Here is a 22,032-nt window from a genome sequence, read left to right on the forward strand (position 1 = left end):
AAAGAACTGGAGGACGGGAAGATGGGGGAGGATAGACTGATATATCAGGATTATTTTGGGAATTTACTATAAATAATGGCGATAAACATTTATAATTTTAATATATACATAAAATATGCTAATTAATATAGGTGAAAATAAATGAATAAAATTATAAAAGTTGTCGGGGCAGCGATTATACAAGATGGTAAATTATTCGTTGCAAAACGGTCAACAGGACGTTCACTAGGTGACCTTTGGGAATTTGCGGGCGGAAAAATTGAAAAAAATGAAACTGGCCCAGAAGCGCTCAAACGTGAAATTTTTGAAGAATTTGGGGCGGAATGTGAGGTTGCTGAAGAATTTAAATCTGTGTATGAACACAGTTATGATTTTGGAACTGTGGTACTAGAAGTTTTTTATGCAAAATTAACATCACCGATAACTAAGATGATTGAACATGACGAAACTCGTTGGGTTGATGAAATTGAGGTTCAAGAATTAGCTTGGGTCCCAACCGATATTCCCGCTATGCAAGACCTCGTTAAGAAAGGTTTTAAGGCGGATGAATAATCGTTCAGATGAATTACTTGAGGCAGCAAAATATGCTTTTATTGATCAAAGAACTGAACAAAATATTCAAGTACAACTTCAACCGCAATTATTAACGAATCAGGCTGATACTTCGGTGCTGGATTATTTAATTGAAGAGATGAAAACCTCTAAATCATTTACTTTTGCGGTTGCGTTTGTTACCGAAAGTGGCTTAATTGATTTAAAAAGTACGCTTTTGGATATGGCTACACGAGGGATTAAAGGCCGTTTGATTACGTCAATTTATTTGAATTTCAATAATCCTAAGGTTTTTCGTGAGTTATTAAAAATTGAAAATTTAGAAGTTCGTTTAGCGGATGTAGATGGATTTCATACCAAAACCTATCTGTTTGAACATCAAGACTATCTGTCTATGATAATCGGTAGTTCAAACTTAACGCAAAATGCGCTTAAGAAGAATGTTGAATGGAATTTACGAGTTACCTCAATGCAACAAGGTGATATCGTTTATCAAGTAACCAATGGTTTGGAAAATATTTGGGAAAATGCGATTCCATTAACACAAAAATGGATTGATGATTATGCGAGTACTTATATTATGCCGCAATCAAATGCACATACCCATTTTAATTCAATAGCAAAGACGAATTTAAAGACGGTGCAACCTAACGCAATGCAAAAAAAGGCATTAGCTAAGTTATCAGCATTACGTAGTTCAGGAGCTAGTAAAGGTTTAGTAGTTGCAGCTACTGGGACGGGTAAAACTTATTTAGCGGCCCTTGATGTTAAACAGACTGGACCGAAAAGATTACTTTTTGTTGTTCATAGAGAGCAAATTTTAGTAAAAGCAATCGAAAGTTTTAAGTTAGTTCTCGGTGGTAGTGAGCATGATTATGGAATCTTATCTGGTCATACCCAAGATAGTGATGCTAAGTATCTTTTTGCGACCATCAATATGGTTTCAAAGGATGGTTTTCTAAACCAAATTGCAGAAGATGCCTTTGACTACATTATTATTGATGAAGCGCACAGAATTGGGACAAGTCAAGATAAAACGTCAATGACAATGTATCAACGCTTTTTGAATCATTTTACCCCTCAATTTTTATTGGGTATGACTGCCACACCAGAGCGAACTGATGGCGCTGATATTTATCAATACTTTGATTATAATTTAGCGTATGAAATTTCATTACTCGATGCTTTAGGGGCAGATCTATTGGCACCATTTCACTACATTGGTGTCACAGACTATACGCTTGATGGCGAAGTAATGGAAGAAGGTAGTGTATTAACTAATCTGGCTACTGATGAACGAGTTACACATCTGTTGAAAAAGACGCATTATTATGGTTACTCTGGTGACACATTATATGGTTTGATTTTTGTTAGTCAGATTGAACAAGGTAAAGCTTTGGCAACTGCATTAACGAATCGTGGTGTGCCTGCAAAGTTTTTGAGCGGTAAAGATAGTATTGAAACGCGTAAAAAAGTTGTTTCTGAATTAGAAGAAAGCGAAATTCAATATATTATTACCGTTGATGTTTTTAATGAAGGAATCGATATTCCAAAGGTTAACCAAGTAGTAATGATGCGTCCAACTATTTCAAGTATTATCTTTTTACAGCAATTAGGGCGAGGGCTACGTAAAAGTGGTAATAAAGAGTACGTCACAGTGCTTGATTTTATTGGAAATTATCAAAATAACTTTATGATTCCTATGGCGTTTGATAAATCAAATACATCAGATAAAGAGAAACTCCGAAAAAATATTGTGGCACCAGTGATTAATGGTGTTTCAACGATAAATTTTGAAGAAATTGCGGCTAAAAGAATTTTGGAATCAATTAGAGCAGCCAAGCTAAACTCAGTTTCAATTTTTCGAGAAGCATATTTAAATGTTAAGCAAAAAATTGGTAATCGGGTACCATTCCTACTAGATATTCTTTCGTTGGGTTCAATTAGTATCCATGATTTAATTGAACAATTTGACTCACTATATGCAATGCAAGCCAAATTCGAGGACGTTAATACTGTATTGCCAACGTTTACTGACGAAAAATGTAAAATGTTGAATTTTATTTATAAAGAAGTTGTTAATTCTAAACGAATAATTGATGTTGTGACGCTTAAAATGTTAATTGATAAGAGCCAGTTAACTGATGAGCAACTATTGGCCAATTTTGACTTAAATAATTATTTCTATGATGATGATTCATTAATGAGTTTAGAAAAGATGTTGACGTTAGAGTATTATTTATCGGGTACTTTGAAAAAATATGGTGATACGAGCTTAATTACGCGGACAGGTAATCTATGGGAATTGTCTGGAGAATTTAAGTTAGCTTTAGCTGATGTTAATTTTCATAAATATGTGGATGATGCCTTAGCAGCTACTAAGCTTGATTTAGAACATAATTATGATTTAACGCAACGGTTTCAAATTGGTGAAAAATACTATCGTAAAGATGCGATTCGTTTATTGAATTGGGAAAAAGAACAAACCGGGCAAAATGTAGGTGGCTACATCAAAAGTAAAAACAATCGCTTTTTACCAATGTTTGTTAACTTAGAAAAAATAACCGCTACCAATTTGGTGCCATATGAAGATCGTTTTATAAATAACGACACAATGATTTGGTATTCAAAGAGTAAACGAACATTAATAAGTCCGACAGAAAAAATCATTTCAGCAACTGATAAATATGGCTTTATTCAAGTATTTGTAAAACGTTCGGATGAAGTTACTAAAGATGGAAAAAGTTTTTATTACTTGGGTTCAGCTAAAGTTATCAATACTGAGGAAGTTGTCGTCAAAGATATTAATGATAAAGAGACCAATTTATTAAAATGGGAACTTAAGTTACAACAACCTATATCACATTCACTTTTTCAAGCGTTGTTATAAGAAATAGGTGTGTAATTAAACCAACATCGCACGGGAAGCAGTTCCGATGCGATGTTTTTGAGCTAATTAGTCAATATTTGATGCACTCGCGGCTGTCCTGCCGTAAAATAGAACAAGTTAGATAATGAATTATTTCAAGGAGGACCATATGCGCAAAATCATGTACACCGTTTTTATGTTATTAGTCCTAATGATGGGAGTTGGTGCCGGTATTTTAATCGGGTATCATTATAACGATGCCGCCGATGCCGTTACCGCCCAACAACTCTCAGGGGCCCAACAATCGATTAATGAGCTACAAAGCGCTAATCAACAAGCCAATGCCTCTATTAGCAGTCTCAAAGATGCGGCTAGTTTTGCTAGTAGTGTCTCTGCGGCTAGTTCCGCACAACCCAAATTATCGAATCCTGAATTAGCCATGGCGGCCTATCTAGATATTAATGGCACGACACCTGACGCAAATCTCCAACGTTTCGGAGCAGGCGCGGGGTTAAGCTTTAATACCGCACCTGATGGCACCATCTCAATTGATGCGGGTAATCCCGAAAGTAAAGTCGTTTTTCATGTTAACGGTGATACCGTTAATGAAGGCCCAGATCCAGCGACGCCTACACCAGGGGCCATTCAGCCGACAACGGCGAGTGTCAACGACCTTAATCAACGTTACGTCCCATTCATCAGCCAACTGGATGCGGTCATTGCCAGTGCTAGCAACCCTAATAAAGGACAATAACAATGCATTACCCCAGCTCAATACCGATTAATTGAATTACCTTGCCACAAAGAGTATCCTTACACTCGAGAAGGCGTTATGGTTAAGAAATCAAGACGGGAGATAGGTTATGTTTGAACATATTGCGGGTATTATTGCGATTATAATTGGTATTTTTGAACTTTACTTTGCGAGTCAATATTTTAAAAATATCAAAGAACACGGTAACCAAGGCACATCATCATTTAGCATAATGGCCCTCTGGAGTAGTGTCGGGTTTGGGATAATTTTAATTATTATCGGCATCCCCCTAGCAATATAAAATGAATAAATAACAGCGCCCATTAACGATAGTGTGGCGCTTTTATTTTGTGAACGCCTATACCGCTACTGTTACAACATTTCCTGATAAAAAAGTAACCCAAAAGACGAAATTAATGATAACAGTGATTTGGGCAATAGTACTAATTAGAAAAAAGGGAAATCTAAAAATGGTGGATATTTGGTAAATGAAAATTTGATTCTTTGAGTTACAAAAAAATTAATAATAGGAGTTTTTTATGAGTGATTATCAGGTTACTACAGTTACAGTGTCTGGATTAAAAGACAATATCGTCCTTCCTAAATTTCAACGCGGATATGTATGGAATAAATCCAAAAAATTAGAACTTATTGAAAGTTTACATCGAGGATTTCCATTTGGAGCTTTGCTAACTTTTCAAAAGTCTGTTGATCAAAAAGAAAAACTACTAGATGGTCAACAAAGGTGGTCAACTATTTTAGATTTTCAAAAAAACTCAGCGTCCTATTTTAAGAAGTTGTCACCTGATATATATAAGCAAAATATTGATAAATTAAATAGTTGGATTACAGGAAACAGTGTTGACAAAATATCAGAGGGTGAATTTGATGATATTCTATCTTATCGATATGACTTATCCGACTGGGCAGATGAGCAAAAAGAAAAATACAATTTTGAACACAAAAAAGCCAAAGATATTCGGGATTTGATAAAACATGTTCAGAATTTGATCAGTGAATATTTAAAAGTTGAAGATATTCAAATACCTATAATTAGGTATACCGGCGATGAGGGTAATATTGCACAAGTATTTGAAAATTTGAACAAAGGCGGAGTTCAACTATCTAAATTCGAAATATTTGCGGCTGCATGGACACATACTGCAATTGAATTAAATTTCACAGATTTCCAAAATGAGATATTAAGTCACGTTAAAGATTTTTATTTAAATAAACAAGAAAAAGCAGAGAATTATGGATTTTCTCTAGATGGATTTTCAGAAGATGATCTAACAGAAAAGCGTGTCATAAATCTATATGAACTCGGAATCGGAATCGGAAGGTTTGTCTCTAAAAGAGTACCCGCATTAGTTACTGATGCTGAAAAAAGTATTAATGAAATAGGATTTGGAATATTAGGCATTTCAACTAATATCGATCCTAAAAAGTTAGGCAGTATACCTAATAGTTTAATTTATATTCAGGATAATATTGAGACTATACTTAACAAAGCAGATAGAATTAGTAACAAACTATCTACTATTTTTGATAAATTAATTCAGCAAAATACAAATAAAAACAACAATGGGTTAGAATATCACAGAGCTTTAAGTACAACATATAAGACGTTGTCATATTTTGCAGCTCTTTGGAATGAGAAAGAAGGTTCAACTGATGAGATATCCATAATTAAAAATATTCCCGCTTATTATGTTAAAGATTCTATAGACGGAATATGGGGGAATGCAGGTGATAGTAGGTTATACGAGTTTTACCCAAAAAGTAACACGAAACACTATATGACTGCACCTGATAAAAATGAGTTTCTTAATAGATTTAGGTCTTGGATAAGGGATGAAAATACAGCAACTGAAAGATTTACTTCTGACGTAAAAGCATTATCGACGATTCATGCAAACTTGACATATCTATCTGATCTGGTTGATTATGGTGAATCATTACAATTTGAACATATTTATCCAAAGGCAAGAATTAGAGAAAAGGATACGGGGAAAAAAGTTATTTTAGGGAGATTGGGAAATGCTATGTATTTGCCAAAAAATCTGAATCAAAATAAAAAGACCAAAACTTTATATGAGATCGATAATTCCAAAAAATATGATAAAGTTATAGCGGAATCTTTTTACCCTAAAAAAACAGATTTTGATATTGTATTTGAAGAATTAGAGGACAATAATTTTGGAACTGTTAATGACAAAATATTAGAAAGATCATATCAAGTGGCCAACGAAATAGTAAATAAGATATTATTTAACAAATTTGAATAGGAATTTTAATTATAAATAAACCATAATAACATATCATAGAAGATAGGATAAAAGATGAATAATTACGTAATACAAGCCTTAATAAAGTCTCAAATGAGTCCTGGATATATGGCTAATTATATAAATGCTATTATCAACATGTATTGTAATAACACCAAAAATAATATTAATATACATATTTGGGGTGCCTGCTGGGGTAAGGTCATTTCAAATGGAACTTCAGTTAAAGATCTAGTTAATGAAGTGTTTCATAATGTGCCCAAAAATAAAGTAACAATTGTTCTGAACGATTATTACCCGGGTAGTACGTCAAAAGATATTTTAAACGAGTTGCAATACCGCGGATATTCTACGAGTATTGGTACAAATGTTCGTAATCATAGCAAAATCATTCACATATTTGAAAATGAGGAAGTTAATTTTTTAATGGTAGGATCATCAAATTTTTCAGCAAATACGTACTTACGTGGACGTACATTTATTGATCAAACTGATATAGCATTTATCAAAGCGACCCCTGAATCATCTAATATTGTCGGTTCCATAATTAATGCACCTGGTTCATCTATGCTTGGAACCAATCAGCTCCTTTATTCATGGGCTACTGAAGCTATTGACAGAAATATTGACAATATAGATTCTGATCCCTATTGGACATCATATATTAACTCAAACCCATTAATAATTAATACACCGTATCAATCCAAGGAAGATATTATAAAAACCTTGCTAAATGAACTGACCCCCATAAATTTGAGTGGTGTTTTAAGTGATTAATTGGATGGCGTGGTTCTGGAATTCAACTGGATTCATGCCATTCAATTTTTCTTTAATTCGTTTGTTATTGTAGTAATCCATAAATTTAATAACTGCTGATTTTAGCTCAGCGAACGTTTGATATTGCTTTTGGAGTACTGGGCACACTTTTAAAGTTCTGAAGAAACTCTCAATTACCGAATTGTCTAAATATGTAGCCTTACGGATCATGCGTTTTTTGGTTATAAGTCAAATGGTACTGATGGACCTAAAAATTGAATAAATGCGTTTATTTGCTTAAGCGACTAGTTCGAGATTCGAACTAGTCGCTTTTTTGTAATTCATTACGAAAAATTAATTTTTAAATGCTATTAAAATCCGTTGATGGAAGTTCCCGAAGTTACGAAAGCCATAACCCATTAGTTTGATGACTTTAATTTTATTGTTCATACCTTCAACTGGCCCATTGGAAAAACCATATTTAAAACTATTGAGGATTTCGATGTAAACTTTTTTAATGGCACGTCGAACTTTCATCATTTGAGGTGGTAATTTAGTGGCATCATGAAGAACATTCGCTAAATATACGGCATCGCGTTGCTTAAGGGAGTGTATGATATCTTGATAAAATTCATAGGATGTACGAAGTTCAGGTGATAAAGCGAGAAGATGATCAAAAAATTTCTGAATCGTGAAGTGCCATATAGAAGTACCATATAAAGGTTCTACGGTTATTTATATATACAATGTCTGGTTCATCGCTTTTATTTTGTGAACGCCTATACCGCTGCTGTTACAACGTTTCTTGATAAAAACCGCAACCTATTTTTTATTGAATTTTTCTAAGCGATATAGCTGTTCATCATCAAGTGTACTTTGCCCATTTTTAAACGCATAACCCATTTTTTGATAAAAGCCCAAACCAGTAATCGAAGCAGGAATTTCAATACGCGTGGCTCTTTCAAAATACTCGTCCTGTTCTAATACTTGAATCAGACGTTTACCAATTCCTTGTCCTTGATATTCAGAGGATACAAAAATGTTGAACAAACTACTTTCATCTTGTTTACCCCAATATGCCCCAATTGAACCCACAGCAATGATTTTACTGACAGTATCATCAATAAATACATAACAGTGAAAATTCTTGGCTCGTTCTTTAAAATCTTGAGCAGTAAGATGTTTTAAATCATTATCTAAATACTCTTTAGAATAATCTTTTATGTTGGTAGTTAACATGGTTTCTTTAACCAAACTAGCAATTTCCTCTGCATCTGAATCTTTGAAACTACGATATTGAATCATCCTTACCTACATCCTTCAATTATTGAATTCCTAAATTATATACTAATTGCTTGAAGCAATATAAGCTACCACATAAAATAATTTATCGTAAAATAAGTAGCAGTCTGCTTTATTATAAGAGTTCGTAACAGAACGCATATAACTATACATTTATGTTATAGTTCAATATAATAAAAGCAATAACGTTACGCGGTTTGCCACTATCGCAACGTTTCGATCAGCCGGCATTGCTATTTTATGCCAGATGACTATTAGAAATTAAAGGATAGGGGTTACCTATGCAAGAAAACCAATATATTGCTGTTCAAAAATCACCCGCCGTTCATGGTAATATTGCTATTCAAGGCTCAAAAAATAGTGCCTTAGCATTAGTTGCCGCGGCTTGTTTAAATGACAACGTTGTCCACCTTAAGAATGTCCCAGACTTACGGGATTTTCGTTTGATTGAAAAGATGCTCGCTAAAGTCGGTATTCACACCTCACGTGAAGCCGAAGAATTCCTAGTCGATGCACGGTTAGCAACAGACTATGTACTTGATTTTGATATTACCGCTGATTTTCGGGCATCATACTATTTCATTGCACCATTACTCAAGAAATTCAAAAAAGTTACTTTATCCTATCCTGGTGGGGATGACTTTGGGTCACGCCCAATTGACCAACACTTTAAAGGGATGAAAAAACTCGGTGCCCGGATTGAACCAGAAGGTAGTCACTATACAGTGTATGCGGATAACTTAGTTGGTACCGAATTTCACTTTGAAGTGGTGACATCTGGGGCAACGATTAATCTCATGTTAATTGCGACATTAGCGAGTGGCAAGACCACTTTTACTAACTGCGCCACTGATCCTGAAGTTGTCGATGTGGCTAACTTCTTGAACTTAATGGGTCATCATATTGTGGGGGCAGGAACGGATACGATTACAATTACGCCTAATCAAAATTTACATATTCATGAATTAAAGTATACCGTTATTCCTGACCGCTTAATTGCGGGTTCATTACTAATGTTACCTGGGATTGTTGGTGGCGATGTGACCATTACGAATGCTATTCCCGAACATCTCGCCAGTTTACTATTTGCCCTAGAAGACATGGGCCTTGAAATTACTCGGACAAGTACTGGGATTACGTCACGCAAAGTTGGTAGTATCAATGGGATGCGCCTTGTGACGGGGATGTATCCGTTATTTGCGACTGATTTACAACAACCATTAACAGCGTTGATGCTCTATGCTGATACACCAAGTTCAGTCCAAGATAATGTCTACTACAACCGTTTTAGCCACGTTGAAGAACTCGCTAAGATGGGCATCCACCTTGGTCGGCAAAATAACGTTGCGTTCATCCATGGTCACCATTATCGTGATTTAGTTGCGGATGCAGATGTTAATTGTCGGGATGTCCGTGCGGGGACGTGTCTGTTATTTGCGGCTTTAGGTGCTGAAGGGGAAACCCGGTTACACGATGTAAAGCACTTATTCCGTGGATATGAGAACCTTGTTGGTGACTTAAGTAGTCTCGGAATTAACATTGAGTTACGCCAAGAAGTAGAAGTATAACCTAACCAAAAGCTCGAATCACATGATAAGTGGTTCGAGTTTTTTCATCGACATTTAACTATCCAAAACAGCACTGGTACTAAGCACATACATTGCGTTTTGATGAGGTCCATAGTAGGCTAAAATTAATAAGATTTATATGATTGGGGGATATATGAAAACACATAAAACGCGTGTCATTATCGGTAGTTTGGCCCTAAGTATTTTAGTTATTGGCGGTCTCGTCCTAATTACAAAGCAACTACGGAACGATGAGGCTTTACAGAATCAAGCCAGTATCATCATAAAAAAAGGCACCTTAACACCAGCAAAACTCAAGCACGACGATCAATTAATGGCCATGGCGGTATTTGTCTATGGGAAGCAACGGGTTAATCATCCCGAATATCAGGCCTTAAGCTTTGATAACCGTTTGCAAGTCATCAAGAGTCAGCCAAGTGATGAGCTCGCTCTTTATCACATTGCCACTGATAAGCCGGGGCAACCATACTTTGCGGTTACGGGGATGAACCACGATACCATTAAATACTATGCGTCAACAGGGGCAGATGTGGCAACCGTTAAAGTCAATCACTTAGTCGGCTATTTAAATACGAATTACACTGATAGGAAGCTCAAGCAATTTGCAAACCAAGTGAATGTTGAAGATGATATTGCCACACGGCATAGCCGAAGTAGTAAATAGTTAATTTTTGGGGTGAAAATTTAGCCTAAGATTTGCTAAATTTATCATTATTAATGCTAATATTAGCTATATGGGAAAATATTAATTTTAAGGGGATAGTTTTGTGAATTTTTATAATGAAACGATTAGCATCCAACCAGTAATTATTACGTGGTTACTTGCAATCATTTTTATTCTTAGTTTAATTGCGCTATTTATTAACCGACCAGTGTCACTTTATAATGGGATGCTTTTGATACCAAGTACCGGGTTACTCATCTTGGCGATAAGTTTAACCGCGCTACATTTTAGATGGTATCCGATATTAGGTGTGTTATTAACGATTTTTATTGTCGTCTTTGTCCTAATTGCCATTTTAAGTTATCTTTCAGGGATTTTATTATTGTGGAATGCCGCCATTGTCTGGCGACACGAACAACACTCAATTGCTAATTCGTTAACATTAGTGATTGGTTCTTATTTAATCCTTTCACCATTGCTTCTTGGTGTGCTTAGGACCATCTTACCTTCGATGTTGTTTCGCTTTTTAACTGACATTGAAGGAATGATTTTCTTTTACTTAATGATGTGGTTACTCTGTTATGGGTTATCATTTTTCATCTATCGCTTCATCAAACCTAAGTACGATAAAGAATACTTAATCGTACTTGGGGCGGGATTATTGAATGGTGATCAAATCTCACCATTGCTTAAACGGCGCGTACAACGAGGCCTAGATTTTGCTAATGAACAATATGCACAAACCGGGGTCTACCCATATGTTGTGATGTCTGGTGGCCAGGGAGGTGATGAGAAAATCCCTGAATCAGTTGCTATGACCAATTATGCATTATCTGTGGGTTTTCCGGAACAACAACTAATCGTTGAAGATCAATCTAAAACAACTGTGCAAAACATGCAATATTCCAAACAAAAATTGCTCGAAAAAGGCTTTGATTTGACTAAGGGCTTGTTTGTCACTAGTGACTATCACGTTTTCCGCGCGGGGATCTTTGCTTTTGATAATGGCTTGCATATTAATGGGATTGGGGCACATACGCGTTTGTACTTCTTGTTCAATGCGCTCATCCGAGAATTTATCGCCATTTTGGCTCGTTATAAAAAGACGCATATCATTATGGTGATTATCTTTATCATCTTAGCGCTACTGGATGTTGCTTTTATTCCATGGTTTTTGAAAAATTACTATATTTAATACAATTAAATAACCAATAAGAAAAGCCCGTGAGTTTATCTCACGGGCTTTTCTAGTAGTAATGTGGAGCTGAAATATGTACAAGTAAGGCTTAATTATCAGATTAGTCCCAAAATAATCTTTTAAGATGGTGGTAATCCGCGTGGTTGACTTGGTAGAAATAATCGCGTAATGGCCGTATTTGTTCCTGTAGAATTAGCGGCAAACTGTAAAATGGCGTAACTTCTTCGTTAAGCTCGGGTAGTTGGGTCAAATATTGCTTAAATAAGTATTCATGCAAGATGATGGTTTCACCAATGCGGTGTTGCACTAATTGATAGGCGGCATGTAGCGTGATTGTGCCGTGATAGTCAAATTGCGCTAAATTAATGCCAATATGTATGTAAGTCTGGGTGCTATCTAATTGTTCTAAGTGGTTAATGGCAAAGGGGTTAAGCCAAATATTGTGCTGGCCCTCATGTGAGGTTAACGGTGTCAACAAGGAATTCGGCGTTGCACATGGTAGTCGGCTCGTCTGATATGGCCATTGACTTTCCGCCAGTAGATATTGATTTGATTGGGAATATGTATGATACTCTTGAGCTCTAAGTAAGGTTGCGGGGCTCCGCGGGACATGAAAAGGTGTTGGATGATTTTGGTCAATGACAAAGCTAAAATCGGGTCCTAAATGTGACGGGGCAATCAGTAAGGTGTCGATGGACAGGTCGATAAATTCAGGATCAATTCCCACATATTGGGTCAATCCCAACCGCATCAAAAAGATATCTTCGGGGGAGGGAAAGTTAAGAATAATGTTCATAGTATATGCTCCTTTACGGGGGTGGCCAGATACAACGTAATTCATTAATCTAAAAGTTTGTTCAATTATATTAACAATTAATCATATTTACAATGTATTTTTTATTTTAAATAATTTAAAGTGGCAAAAGCGCTATTTGATAACGTTTAAACGGTATGTGTAACTTAAAATATATATATTAATTAAGTTAAAATAATAAAAAAGCGTGACAAGTATTAATTAAGGGGGTTATAATCAATTTGTCAAGTGATTGACTTGGCGCAAATAAAACCCTGAAGGAGATCTTAGTTTGTCGAGCTCAGAGTAGGTTTGGTTATGCAACGAATGTTCACGAATCGCATTAGATTGCAAAGCGACGAGCTTTGGTCGACACGTACTAGGAATCTCCTGTCACATGAAGGAGGAGTTCATGACACAAGATACTCATTTAGCATTTGCTTCAACGGCTGGAACGACCAGTTTGGAAGAAGTAAATAGCACGGTTGCAGTGCCCAAAAACGCCGGCTTTTGGCGCACATTATTTGCTTTTAGTGGTCCAGGTGCTTTAGTAGCAGTTGGATACATGGATCCCGGTAACTGGATTACCTCAATTGTTGGGGGAGCTCAGTACCGGTACTTACTATTATCTGTGGTGGTTATTTCAGGTATTATCGCGATGATTATGCAATACATGGCGGCTAAGCTTGGAATTGTTACCCAGATGGATTTAGCTCAAGCTATTCGTCACCGCACAAATAAACCAGTTGGCTTTATGCTTTGGATTATGACTGAGTTGGCGATTATGGCAACAGATATTGCGGAAGTTATTGGGGGAGCGATTGCGTTAAATCTATTATTCAACATTCCTTTAGTTGGCGGGGTTATGCTAACCGTTTTAGACGTTTTCTTATTATTATTACTCACCAAGCTCGGTTTCCGTAAAATTGAAGCAATTGTGGTTACGTTAATTGCCACAATCTTTGGTATCTTTGTTTACTTAGTAGCACTTTCACAACCAAGTATTGCAGGGATTGCTGGTGGCCTTGTTCCACAAGCCCAAATTTTCCATCATGATCAATTATTATTGGCCTTAGGGATTATTGGTGCCACAGTGATGCCACACAACTTGTATTTACACTCTTCAATTGCTCAAACGCGGGCAGTTAATCATGATAATCCAGACGAAGTAAAAGAAGCAGTTCGCTTTAGTACTTGGGATTCTAATATTCAATTAATTGGCGCAACCATCGTCAATGCGTTGTTATTAATCTTAGGAGCCGCTCTTTTCTATGGTCACGGTGATCAATTGCAAGCGTTTGGGGATTTGTACCATGCATTAAGTAATAACGAGATTGCCAAGGGGATTGCCTCACCAATCTTGTCAACATTGTTTGCCGTTGCATTATTAGCATCTGGTCAAAATGCGACGATTACTGGAACCTTAACAGGTCAAATTGTTATGGAAGGTTTTATTCACTTAAAAGTTCCAATGTGGGCACGTCGGTTAATTACCCGTTTAATTGCCGTTATTCCCGTTGTTATCGCCGCCGTTGTATGGGGTGGTACAGAAGGTGCGCTTGACAATTTACTTGTTTACTCACAAGTTTTCTTATCAATTGCGTTGCCATTTACGATGATTCCATTAATTTGGTTTACTGGTTCTAAGAAAGTCATGGGAGAGTTCGTTAACCCATTATGGGTTTCTATCTTAGCTTGGATTTCAGCGATTGGATTAACAATTTTGAATTTCCAATTAGTTATCAGTATCGTTCAACAATTTATACACGCTGTTTAAGGGGGAGCATCATAATGAGCAATGAACAATTTGTGTTACCAAAACATAAAAATATTTTAGTCGGTGTCGACGATTCAGCCGATGCGCAATATGCGTTCTTGGCGGCGGTTAGTCATGCGCTCGAAGACGATGCAATGTTACACATTGTGACCGTTTTTGAAACTGATGAATTAAACGTTTTCCAAGCACTCGATAAGGATGAACTAACCAAACGACGCCAAGCAATTGAACGGCGTTTGGAAGACTATAAACAACAAGCACTTGACGCCGGTGTCAAGACCGTCCATGTTGTTTTAGCTGAAGGCGAACCTGGTGAAACGATTGTCAAAGACGTTATTCCGGATGTTGCACCTGACATTGTGGTTGTTGGTTCTGCAACGAAGACTGGTCTTGGTAAGTATTGGGGGAGCCAAGCCGCCTATATTGCAAAATACGCGCCCGTAACAGTGATGGTTGTGCGTTAGCAAACTATTAATAACCTTTTAGAACCTAAGTCGTTAGCGATTTAGGTTCTTTTTGTGTATAACACAATACTTTTCTAACTGGTCTTAATACTAGTTATTATTTCTCCTATAAATTTCACTTAAAGATTAAAATAATATTAGTTTATTTGTTTTTTGATGATATAATTATTAGAAAAACGAAAGGGATGTTTAAATGCTATCTGTCGAGCCACAACTAAATACTTATTTTGTTAAGCAAGCGAAACTTTTACCAGAGTCACCATTAGTACGAACAGATCAACATCTATTCACATTTTCACCAATTCAAGATGTCGAACATTTATATACCGAACAAACTAATCCCGGCAAGTATTTTAAACGGCAAGTGTGTTTTCGACATGTTTATCCGAGTGATACAGTTAATCCATTAGCTACACCATTACAAGTACTATATAGCTATCATGATACGCACCGGCAGGCCCCATACCAAAAACTACAAGGCGTAATAACAAACTTACTAGTTACCGAACTCGGGTTACTAGCAGATGAAATATATTTAATCGTGCCCGATGTTCCTAACATAACAGTTGGATATAACATGTTATGGCCGGAACATGTTATATCAATACCGGCTGCTAGGCTTCATTGTAAGTTACCATTTCCGGGGCAACATTATTATGTCAAGATTGCCGTTAAATACCATTCTGGCCTAGTGACCGTAGCTAATTTTGTCTTAGTTGACTATGATGTGGCAACTGATAATTGTATGTTAGATAGTGTCTTTTATCCGCAACGACTAGTGATGCTTCAACAACGTGGCTTAAGTTTGTACGAGGTTTCAACAACGCAAACACTCTTTACCGCCTTAAGAGCTGTTTTACCAACAAAAGAACTTGTTCATTTGACTATTAGTGAGGTAACGGCAGCTTTGACGATTCTTGAGCAAATTTCAACGGGAACAGGGGCTAAAAAACACGCATACACAGTTCGGCGTTTGATTCGTAATGTCTTAACAGAACTAATGGTGGCTGAGATTAACCCACAAGTTATTTGGAATGTTTTTTCGCAAGTAGCACTATTAAATGAGCAACAGATGACCAGTTTGCAACAAGAGTTGGTGAGCTTTACTAAAAGTATTGCGCAAGGAGAACGCCAATTACGTAAATATGTCCGACAACATCCGGATTTGCAAGTTGACAAGACGGTATTAGATTATTTCTATGCCTCATATGGCTTACCACCAGTTTTAGCACTTAAATGGCTGCAAGCTAATTCCATCACAGTCTCACCGTCTGTACTTGTAGGCATAATACCAGTCCAAAATTTCGCTTATAACTTTGATGTTGCGACTAATCAATACGATGATCCGTTAACTTATTGTTAGCTAGTCAGGAGGAAGCGCTTATTTCTAAACAAATTCAGTATGCTAAGTTTGTGTCATTTGGCGGGACATTAGTATTTAATACCATTATTGATTTATGGATTGTGCATACATTTGGCTCATCTAATATTTTGGGCCAGACGATGGCAATTGCTAGCTCAGCAACATTCATTTGTAGTATTTTTGGTGGCTATATCGCTGATTCAAAATATTTACTAACCGTGATTAAAGGTATCAATCTGATTTCTGGTGTCTTGTGTTTAGCCTTTGTTGGGTTATATCATTACCAAACGCAGTTAGCGTTATGGCAAGTTAATACCGCTGTCTTTTTATTGAACGTTAATGCGTATTTAAGTTCACCAATTTTTAAGAAAATGGTTAATTTTTTTGTCAAACGTGATGCGATTATGACTTTTAACCAAAAAATGGCGATTGGGACACAAATTATCAGTGTTACTGTTCCACCAGTTAACACTTTTTTATATAGTTGGCACTGGTTAAGTTTACCGATGGCCTTTTTTATTAATGGGGTATCATTTTTCGGGGCGTTTTACTTCCTGAAGCCATTTACATTAAATAAGCAACCCACACACAAATTTGTCGGTTATCGGCAAACGTTTAAAAATATTTTCACTAACCCATCATTATTACAGTTTTTATTTATGGGGGTAATGTTGAACTTTTTCTTAGCGGGTTTAAACATCTTCTTTCTCATCATGGTTATTCACCAATTACATGCGGGTAAGTTATATGGGATTGTTTTGGCTAGCCAAGCAGTAGGGGGAATTGTTGGATCATATTCAATTTCTAGGTTTCCTATTACTAAGAGTCTAGTTATTGAGCGAGCAGGATTAATTATTATTTCGCTAGTTTTATTACTATTAACAGTCTTTCAAAATATTGGCTTTATTTTTGTAGTTGCCATCATTATTAGTATTGTATTAGCACGATACAATATTGCTTCTCAGACAATTGTCCAACGAGAAGTTGAAAGTGCTTTGATTGGTAAAACATTTTCGGCCATTTTTATTTTTGCTAATATTGCCTCACCAATTGGTAATTTAACATTTGGTTACATTAATGGCCTTGCGCTTAACTTAACGTTAATTGTGGTTGCCATAGGGTTTGTGATTTTTAATCTTATGTGGATTATGATTGATCACCAATACAAAAAAAGGAGTAATCAATGAATATTGTCATTCTATCGCCACTAAGTAATACCTATATCGGAGCACTTGAATGGGCACCAATTGACCAAAATACTTATATTTATATCATCCCCACACGCTTTACTACTAATTATCAAACTACTCAAGCAAATATTAAAATCATTACCGTTGATGAATGGAACTATCCTAGTTTACAAAACGCATTAAGTAATATAGCAGCAACAATGTCGGTGAATTACCTTATCCACTGTGATGAGCATGATGTTGAAGTTGCCGCACAATTACGTGAGCAATTTCAAATTCCAGGTCAACGATTAGCTGATGCGGTGTTATACCGTAACAAATTTAGTATGAAACAATATGTCGCTCAGCGTGGCATTGCTGTTCCGCAATATCAAGAAGTCCAATCAATTGCTGATATAAAGGCGTGGCAAGCTAATTTTACGGGCACAAGTATTTTGAAACCAATTGATGGCGCTGGCGCAAAAGGCATTACCGTTATTACAGCTACAACTGAGATTGCCACACTCACAATTGTACCTAGGGCACGCTATATTATTGAAGAATATATTGACTGGCCCTTGTATCATATTGATGGTTTGGTGAATGATGATAAAGTTATGTATTTGAATACTTCTAAGTATCTAGGTCAAGGGGGTATTAATTATTTACACCAACAAAATTCGGGTTCAATTGAAATTGAGCGTGACACACTACTGAATAGTAAAATAACAACCTATGTTGAGCGATTACTGACTATTTTACCCCACGATGCAGCAATGCTTTTTCATTTAGAGGTCTTTATTAATCCGGTAACTGATGAAATTTATTTCTGTGAGATTGGAAATCGTCTCGGTGGGGGCCGAATTAATGAAGAACTCCATGACCGTTATAGTATTTGGCCAATTAAAGCCTACATTCAGGCGGTAATTGGCGGTGCTGTCCCTGTAATTACGGCCCAAAACAATTTGATTCATGGCTTTATCTTCATTGCACCAGATCGTGGTACCTTAATTGAGATACCAAACGCAATACCAGTAACTGGCATATACGACTACCACGTTTTTGGGAAAGTGGGCAAAATATATGATGGAAGTAATTCCATTAATCAAGCCGTTGTTGCCGTTAGTGTTCGTGATACGACACATGCTGGAGTATATTCAAAGCTCCGGGAAATTGAACAGTATTTAGCAACGACAATTAAATACGCACAGTAGGAGGCATCATGAACTATTTTGTTTATAAATACTCGCCCCAAAGTATTCACGCACAAGCTTTAGCGAACACTGTGATTGTGGCGCCCCGTAATCGGCAAACTGCTTATGAACAATATTTTGGTAAGCAAATACCGACCATGCTTTTCTTAGATGAAATTAACTTTCAAACCGTCTTAGCAGCTTTAAGAGAACGAACGGATGTTACCAGTGTCAATACCTTAAGCGAACCAGATGTTATGTGGGTGGGGCTAATTGAAGATATCATTCTTAAGCGGCCTTCAAAGTATCTTGAAAATACGCTTAGCAAAGATAAGTATTATATGCGTGCTGTTCTTGCAGGAATTGTGCCTCAACCAGAATTTTTGCCATTAACGGATGTTATGAGGGCCTTATCTTTTGTACAAACGCATCAAAAAGTCATTCTTAAGCCACGCCGTGATGACTCAGCTAGTGGCGTTCAAATTTTGGATATTACCACGCAATCATTAACAGCTATTCAGGCACAACTAACAACGCTTTTGGCTAGTAATCAAGATGGTTACATGTTAGAAACTTTTAATCCGTATCCGCATATGTGTACGGTCGATGGGTATGCCGTTGATGGTCAAATTACGCGGTTTATTGTTCATGAATATGTCACACCCATCTTAGCCAGTTTACAAGCCCAGCAAGCTTTAGTTACACGTACGGCTCACTTCTATAGTAGCAACGATTCTATAATGTTGACTAAAATTTTTACACTTACGCAAACGATTATTAGCACGCTAAATTCATGTGATCAAGTAATGCCATTTCATCTGGAATTATTTTACGATGATAGTGGTAATTTAGCTTTTTGTGAACTTGGGAAACGTTTTGGTGGAGGTGGTATTTTAGAATTAATTGTTGCCGAAACTGGACTTGATATCGCCCAAGAATATTGGTTACGCCAAAACGGGGATGTTGTTTTAGAAGATGGACCAGTTCGCCTTCAACCAACGCAAATTGTCGCATGGTACAAAAAATTTGCCCAGACCGGTTATTTAACGACCGTCCCAACTAGTAACTTACCAACACTATCCTGGGTTAGTGCTTTTTATCCAATGGCGCAAGTTGCCACACAAACTCAAGCTAGTCAAAGTATTACTGACTTACTGTTTAAGTTACGCTTTACGGCAGCTGATGAAGCCACTTTTAGCCGCCACTTAGCCCAGATTGATGAATATGCTCAGCAATATCGTTGGTCATAATAAAAAGCCGTTGAACTCGTAGGAATTCAATGACTTTTTAAAATGTATTTTACGTCAAGCATATAATCTCTAAGGTCAGCAAGGCAATCTGATGATGTGGTCTTTAATTCGTGGTGATTTAGCATAGAGCAAATATTGACGCTCGCATAACTATTAGCTATTATTAACATAAATGATTTAAGAAAAGCTAAAGGAGAATTATAATGCCATACCAAGATTCATACATTGCTCAAGTTCGTGAAAAGGTGGGTCATGATTTCTTATTAGTGATGCCAACTGTTGATGTTGTGATTAAAAATAACGCCGATGAATTTTTATTGATTTACAATCGAGATTTTGATGCTTGGGCTTTTCCTGGTGGTTGCAATGAACCAGGCCTTTCATGGCAAGAAAATGCTGCTCGTGAAGCCTTAGAAGAAGGTGGTATTCAAATTAAGCCAGAAAAATTGGCATTAATCGGTAATATTGCTGGTGACAACTTTATTGCCAAATATCCGAATGGTGATACAACCCAACTATTCTCAAACGTCTTTTTATGTGAAGAATGGGATGCTGAAAGCAACGATATCGACACAACCGAGATTGACGCCAAAAAGTGGGTACCGATTAGTGAAATTCCGGCAACGAAATTAACCTTTGCTGGTGAAGCCGTGTGGGAAGTCTACCAACAATACCAAGCGACAGGTAACGCATATTCACTTAACCGAAAATAAGCCAATGACGGATACAGTGAAAATATTAGAATGGAATATTAATATGCGGACAACCAAACTGGCTCGCAATTGATACGCAACTTTTAAATGGTCAACGCATTAAGATTGTTGGTGTCAGAGTACGTGTCGATAGTGGTTATATCAAGAAAAATTTGATTGCGCGTAAAGCCCAACTCAAGTGGTTATTTGATACGCAAAATGCCACAAAGCAAAGTATACATTGTCAGCGATTAAGTTAACATTTACGGCCAAATTAGTTTGAAATGTGTACCAATAATACCGAACAACCGGATAAGCATACTAATTGAATCTGGCAACAAAATAAAGACCCGTGGATAATCATGCCCATGGGTCTTTTATTTTTTAGTGGTGTATTTGTTGTAAACTAACGTACTTTAATAGCATATAGTTTATACTATGTTTGCTACTAATTAGTAGCAAACTAATTTCTAGTCGGGTATACTATAAATAAGCAATTGAGGTTACTCATTTTGAATCCAGCGGAAGCGTTACTACTTTTAAAAGATTTAGTTGCACAAGATAAATTTAGTTTGGTAAATCGGCGTGCAATCCATGCTCAGGCAGTTACATCAACATTAGCAAAATGTATTGTTACTCAATTATAGATTACAGATTTTAAAGGGCATGAATTAGATCGAGATGTCCCTGATGAATTTGTTTGGATATATAAAACGTATTTTGGCGAGGTATACTATATAAAATTTAAATTTATGGATGCCGATAGCCGCGTGAAATTCATTAGCTTTCATATCTCCGATTAATAGAAAGGGTATAGTCGATGCAAACAACTTACGTTAAAGATTACACGAACACTTTTATTATTCATCAACATGAATATTTAGTTACCGCCCCAGCTCGCTTTGATGCGACTACTGATGAGTTAGTCGATGATATTGAATTGGATGATGGTGCTGTTGCAATTGCTAATCAAATGTATCGGCAAGAAATGGGGCTAGTATCTGCGGATGATATTAAGCAATATCGTGCCAAAATTAACTTGTCACAACGTGAATTTGCAAAATTACTTGGTTGGAGTCCAAATACGGTTGCCTTGTATGAGACGGATGCATTTCCATCTGAGGCTAATAATAAAATTTTAAAAATTCTAATGACTGACGACCACTTACTCATGTGTTTGTTTAACGAAAGTGCGGATAAGCTTTCAAAGCAAAGTATTACAAGTATCAAAGGGTATCTGCAAACACATTTCACGGATACGCAATTGTCCGTAGCCAACTTACTGAATATGACTACTTTTAGCATATTTAAATTACCAATGTGGTCCCATTTGAACTAATAGAAAACCAGCCCGTGCCT

At 36.6% G+C, this 22,032-nt stretch carries 22 protein-coding genes; 18 read left to right on the plus strand and 4 right to left on the minus strand.

What is annotated here, in order from left to right; all coding sequences use genetic code 11:
* Positions 1–141 precede the first annotated feature (141 nt).
* The 6 genes from LQZ75_RS01465 (at position 142) to LQZ75_RS01490 (ending at position 7,240) form a co-directional block, all read left to right on the plus strand.
* Positions 142–552, plus strand: a complete 411-nt coding sequence (locus LQZ75_RS01465; RefSeq protein ID WP_230096068.1) for a (deoxy)nucleoside triphosphate pyrophosphohydrolase — start codon at positions 142–144, stop codon at positions 550–552.
* Positions 545–3,442, plus strand: coding sequence for a DEAD/DEAH box helicase (locus tag LQZ75_RS01470; protein ID WP_230096069.1), 2,898 nt, complete (start codon positions 545–547; stop codon positions 3,440–3,442). The genes LQZ75_RS01465 and LQZ75_RS01470 overlap by 8 nt, the downstream gene beginning before the upstream one ends.
* A gap of 148 nt (positions 3,443–3,590) precedes the next feature.
* Positions 3,591–4,175: a hypothetical protein gene (locus LQZ75_RS01475; protein WP_230096070.1), complete on the plus strand. Its 585-nt coding sequence runs from the start codon at positions 3,591–3,593 to the stop codon at positions 4,173–4,175.
* A 109-nt stretch (positions 4,176–4,284) separates the two neighbouring features.
* The gene (locus LQZ75_RS01480; protein WP_230096071.1) at positions 4,285–4,476 is read left to right on the plus strand and encodes a bacteriocin immunity protein; all 192 of its coding nucleotides are present in this window, start codon (positions 4,285–4,287) and stop codon (positions 4,474–4,476) included.
* A gap of 238 nt (positions 4,477–4,714) precedes the next feature.
* On the plus strand, positions 4,715–6,463 hold the full coding sequence (locus tag LQZ75_RS01485) for a DUF262 domain-containing protein (protein WP_230096072.1): 1,749 nt from the start codon (positions 4,715–4,717) through the stop codon (positions 6,461–6,463).
* Between the two features lie 54 nt (positions 6,464–6,517).
* Entirely contained in the window at positions 6,518–7,240 is a 723-nt protein-coding gene (locus LQZ75_RS01490) for a hypothetical protein (protein ID WP_230096073.1), read from the plus strand.
* On the opposite strand, the gene LQZ75_RS09780 is transcribed toward LQZ75_RS01490, so the two are convergent.
* The 3 genes from LQZ75_RS09780 to LQZ75_RS01495 all read right to left on the minus strand — a co-directional run bounded on the left by LQZ75_RS09780 (position 7,229) and on the right by LQZ75_RS01495 (position 8,524).
* A complete protein-coding gene (locus tag LQZ75_RS09780) occupies positions 7,229–7,450 on the minus strand; it encodes an IS3 family transposase (RefSeq protein WP_354002010.1) in 222 nt (73 codons plus the stop codon). The genes LQZ75_RS01490 and LQZ75_RS09780 overlap by 12 nt on opposite strands.
* A gap of 123 nt (positions 7,451–7,573) precedes the next feature.
* Entirely contained in the window at positions 7,574–7,954 is a 381-nt protein-coding gene (locus LQZ75_RS09785; RefSeq protein WP_354002012.1) for a transposase, read from the minus strand.
* Positions 7,955–8,041: 87 nt separating this feature from the next.
* A complete protein-coding gene (locus LQZ75_RS01495; RefSeq protein ID WP_230096074.1) occupies positions 8,042–8,524 on the minus strand; it encodes a GNAT family N-acetyltransferase in 483 nt (160 codons plus the stop codon).
* A 278-nt stretch (positions 8,525–8,802) separates the two neighbouring features.
* Here LQZ75_RS01495 and murA point away from each other — a divergent pair, with 278 nt between their 5' ends.
* The 3 genes from murA to LQZ75_RS01510 all read left to right on the plus strand — a co-directional run bounded on the left by murA (position 8,803) and on the right by LQZ75_RS01510 (position 11,969).
* Positions 8,803–10,089: a UDP-N-acetylglucosamine 1-carboxyvinyltransferase gene (gene murA / locus LQZ75_RS01500; protein WP_230096075.1), complete on the plus strand. Its 1,287-nt coding sequence runs from the start codon at positions 8,803–8,805 to the stop codon at positions 10,087–10,089.
* Between the two features lie 154 nt (positions 10,090–10,243).
* Positions 10,244–10,774 carry a hypothetical protein gene (locus LQZ75_RS01505; protein WP_230096076.1) on the plus strand — a complete coding sequence of 177 codons (531 nt, stop codon included), beginning with the start codon at positions 10,244–10,246 and terminating at the stop codon, positions 10,772–10,774.
* 103 nt (positions 10,775–10,877) lie between these two features.
* The gene (locus LQZ75_RS01510) at positions 10,878–11,969 is read left to right on the plus strand and encodes a YdcF family protein (protein ID WP_230096077.1); all 1,092 of its coding nucleotides are present in this window, start codon (positions 10,878–10,880) and stop codon (positions 11,967–11,969) included.
* Between the two features lie 103 nt (positions 11,970–12,072).
* Here the strand turns inward: LQZ75_RS01510 and LQZ75_RS01515 are convergent, their stop codons facing one another.
* Complete coding sequence (locus LQZ75_RS01515; protein WP_230096078.1) at positions 12,073–12,768, minus strand: hypothetical protein; 696 nt, start codon at positions 12,766–12,768, stop codon at positions 12,073–12,075.
* A 409-nt stretch (positions 12,769–13,177) separates the two neighbouring features.
* Between LQZ75_RS01515 and LQZ75_RS01520 the strand changes: the two genes are divergently transcribed.
* The 9 genes from LQZ75_RS01520 (at position 13,178) to LQZ75_RS01555 (ending at position 22,012) form a co-directional block, all read left to right on the plus strand.
* On the plus strand, positions 13,178–14,542 hold the full coding sequence (locus tag LQZ75_RS01520) for an Nramp family divalent metal transporter (protein ID WP_230096079.1): 1,365 nt from the start codon (positions 13,178–13,180) through the stop codon (positions 14,540–14,542).
* A 14-nt stretch (positions 14,543–14,556) separates the two neighbouring features.
* On the plus strand, positions 14,557–15,006 hold the full coding sequence (locus LQZ75_RS01525) for a universal stress protein (protein ID WP_230096080.1): 450 nt from the start codon (positions 14,557–14,559) through the stop codon (positions 15,004–15,006).
* Between the two features lie 193 nt (positions 15,007–15,199).
* On the plus strand, positions 15,200–16,369 hold the full coding sequence (locus LQZ75_RS01530; RefSeq protein ID WP_230096081.1) for a hypothetical protein: 1,170 nt from the start codon (positions 15,200–15,202) through the stop codon (positions 16,367–16,369).
* Positions 16,363–17,556, plus strand: a complete 1,194-nt coding sequence (locus tag LQZ75_RS01535; protein WP_230096082.1) for an MFS transporter — start codon at positions 16,363–16,365, stop codon at positions 17,554–17,556. Before LQZ75_RS01530 ends, LQZ75_RS01535 begins: the two co-directional genes overlap by 7 nt.
* Complete coding sequence (locus LQZ75_RS01540) at positions 17,553–18,752, plus strand: ATP-grasp domain-containing protein (protein WP_230096083.1); 1,200 nt, start codon at positions 17,553–17,555, stop codon at positions 18,750–18,752. The genes LQZ75_RS01535 and LQZ75_RS01540 overlap by 4 nt, the downstream gene beginning before the upstream one ends.
* A gap of 8 nt (positions 18,753–18,760) precedes the next feature.
* Positions 18,761–19,981 carry an ATP-grasp domain-containing protein gene (locus tag LQZ75_RS01545; protein ID WP_230096084.1) on the plus strand — a complete coding sequence of 407 codons (1,221 nt, stop codon included), beginning with the start codon at positions 18,761–18,763 and terminating at the stop codon, positions 19,979–19,981.
* A gap of 203 nt (positions 19,982–20,184) precedes the next feature.
* Positions 20,185–20,694: an NUDIX domain-containing protein gene (locus LQZ75_RS01550; RefSeq protein ID WP_230096085.1), complete on the plus strand. Its 510-nt coding sequence runs from the start codon at positions 20,185–20,187 to the stop codon at positions 20,692–20,694.
* 491 nt (positions 20,695–21,185) lie between these two features.
* Positions 21,186–21,320: a hypothetical protein gene (locus LQZ75_RS09750; RefSeq protein WP_284707481.1), complete on the plus strand. Its 135-nt coding sequence runs from the start codon at positions 21,186–21,188 to the stop codon at positions 21,318–21,320.
* A 173-nt stretch (positions 21,321–21,493) separates the two neighbouring features.
* Positions 21,494–22,012 carry a helix-turn-helix domain-containing protein gene (locus tag LQZ75_RS01555; RefSeq protein WP_230096086.1) on the plus strand — a complete coding sequence of 173 codons (519 nt, stop codon included), beginning with the start codon at positions 21,494–21,496 and terminating at the stop codon, positions 22,010–22,012.
* The last annotated feature ends 20 nt before the right edge of the window (positions 22,013–22,032 follow it).

Origin of the sequence: Periweissella fabaria (assembly GCF_918814575.1) — a bacterium.
Taxonomy (GTDB): Bacteria; Bacillota; Bacilli; order Lactobacillales; family Lactobacillaceae; genus Periweissella; species Periweissella fabaria.

Excerpts from the sequence above, each read along its gene's own strand:
- LQZ75_RS01465 (WP_230096068.1), top strand. The coding sequence starts at position 142 with ATGAATAAAATTATAAAAGTTGTCGGGGCAGCGATTATACAAGATGGT.
- LQZ75_RS01470 (WP_230096069.1), top strand. The coding sequence starts at position 545 with ATGAATAATCGTTCAGATGAATTACTTGAGGCAGCAAAATATGCTTTT.
- LQZ75_RS01475 (WP_230096070.1), top strand. The coding sequence starts at position 3,591 with ATGCGCAAAATCATGTACACCGTTTTTATGTTATTAGTCCTAATGATG.
- LQZ75_RS01480 (WP_230096071.1), top strand. The coding sequence starts at position 4,285 with ATGTTTGAACATATTGCGGGTATTATTGCGATTATAATTGGTATTTTT.
- LQZ75_RS01485 (WP_230096072.1), top strand. The coding sequence starts at position 4,715 with ATGAGTGATTATCAGGTTACTACAGTTACAGTGTCTGGATTAAAAGAC.
- LQZ75_RS01490 (WP_230096073.1), top strand. The coding sequence starts at position 6,518 with ATGAATAATTACGTAATACAAGCCTTAATAAAGTCTCAAATGAGTCCT.
- LQZ75_RS09780 (WP_354002010.1), bottom strand. The coding sequence starts at position 7,450 with ATGATCCGTAAGGCTACATATTTAGACAATTCGGTAATTGAGAGTTTC.
- LQZ75_RS01495 (WP_230096074.1), bottom strand. The coding sequence starts at position 8,524 with ATGATTCAATATCGTAGTTTCAAAGATTCAGATGCAGAGGAAATTGCT.
- murA (WP_230096075.1), top strand. The coding sequence starts at position 8,803 with ATGCAAGAAAACCAATATATTGCTGTTCAAAAATCACCCGCCGTTCAT.
- LQZ75_RS01505 (WP_230096076.1), top strand. The coding sequence starts at position 10,244 with ATGAAAACACATAAAACGCGTGTCATTATCGGTAGTTTGGCCCTAAGT.
- LQZ75_RS01515 (WP_230096078.1), bottom strand. The coding sequence starts at position 12,768 with ATGAACATTATTCTTAACTTTCCCTCCCCCGAAGATATCTTTTTGATG.
- LQZ75_RS01520 (WP_230096079.1), top strand. The coding sequence starts at position 13,178 with ATGACACAAGATACTCATTTAGCATTTGCTTCAACGGCTGGAACGACC.
- LQZ75_RS01525 (WP_230096080.1), top strand. The coding sequence starts at position 14,557 with ATGAGCAATGAACAATTTGTGTTACCAAAACATAAAAATATTTTAGTC.
- LQZ75_RS01530 (WP_230096081.1), top strand. The coding sequence starts at position 15,200 with ATGCTATCTGTCGAGCCACAACTAAATACTTATTTTGTTAAGCAAGCG.
- LQZ75_RS01540 (WP_230096083.1), top strand. The coding sequence starts at position 17,553 with ATGAATATTGTCATTCTATCGCCACTAAGTAATACCTATATCGGAGCA.
- LQZ75_RS01545 (WP_230096084.1), top strand. The coding sequence starts at position 18,761 with ATGAACTATTTTGTTTATAAATACTCGCCCCAAAGTATTCACGCACAA.
- LQZ75_RS01550 (WP_230096085.1), top strand. The coding sequence starts at position 20,185 with ATGCCATACCAAGATTCATACATTGCTCAAGTTCGTGAAAAGGTGGGT.
- LQZ75_RS01555 (WP_230096086.1), top strand. The coding sequence starts at position 21,494 with ATGCAAACAACTTACGTTAAAGATTACACGAACACTTTTATTATTCAT.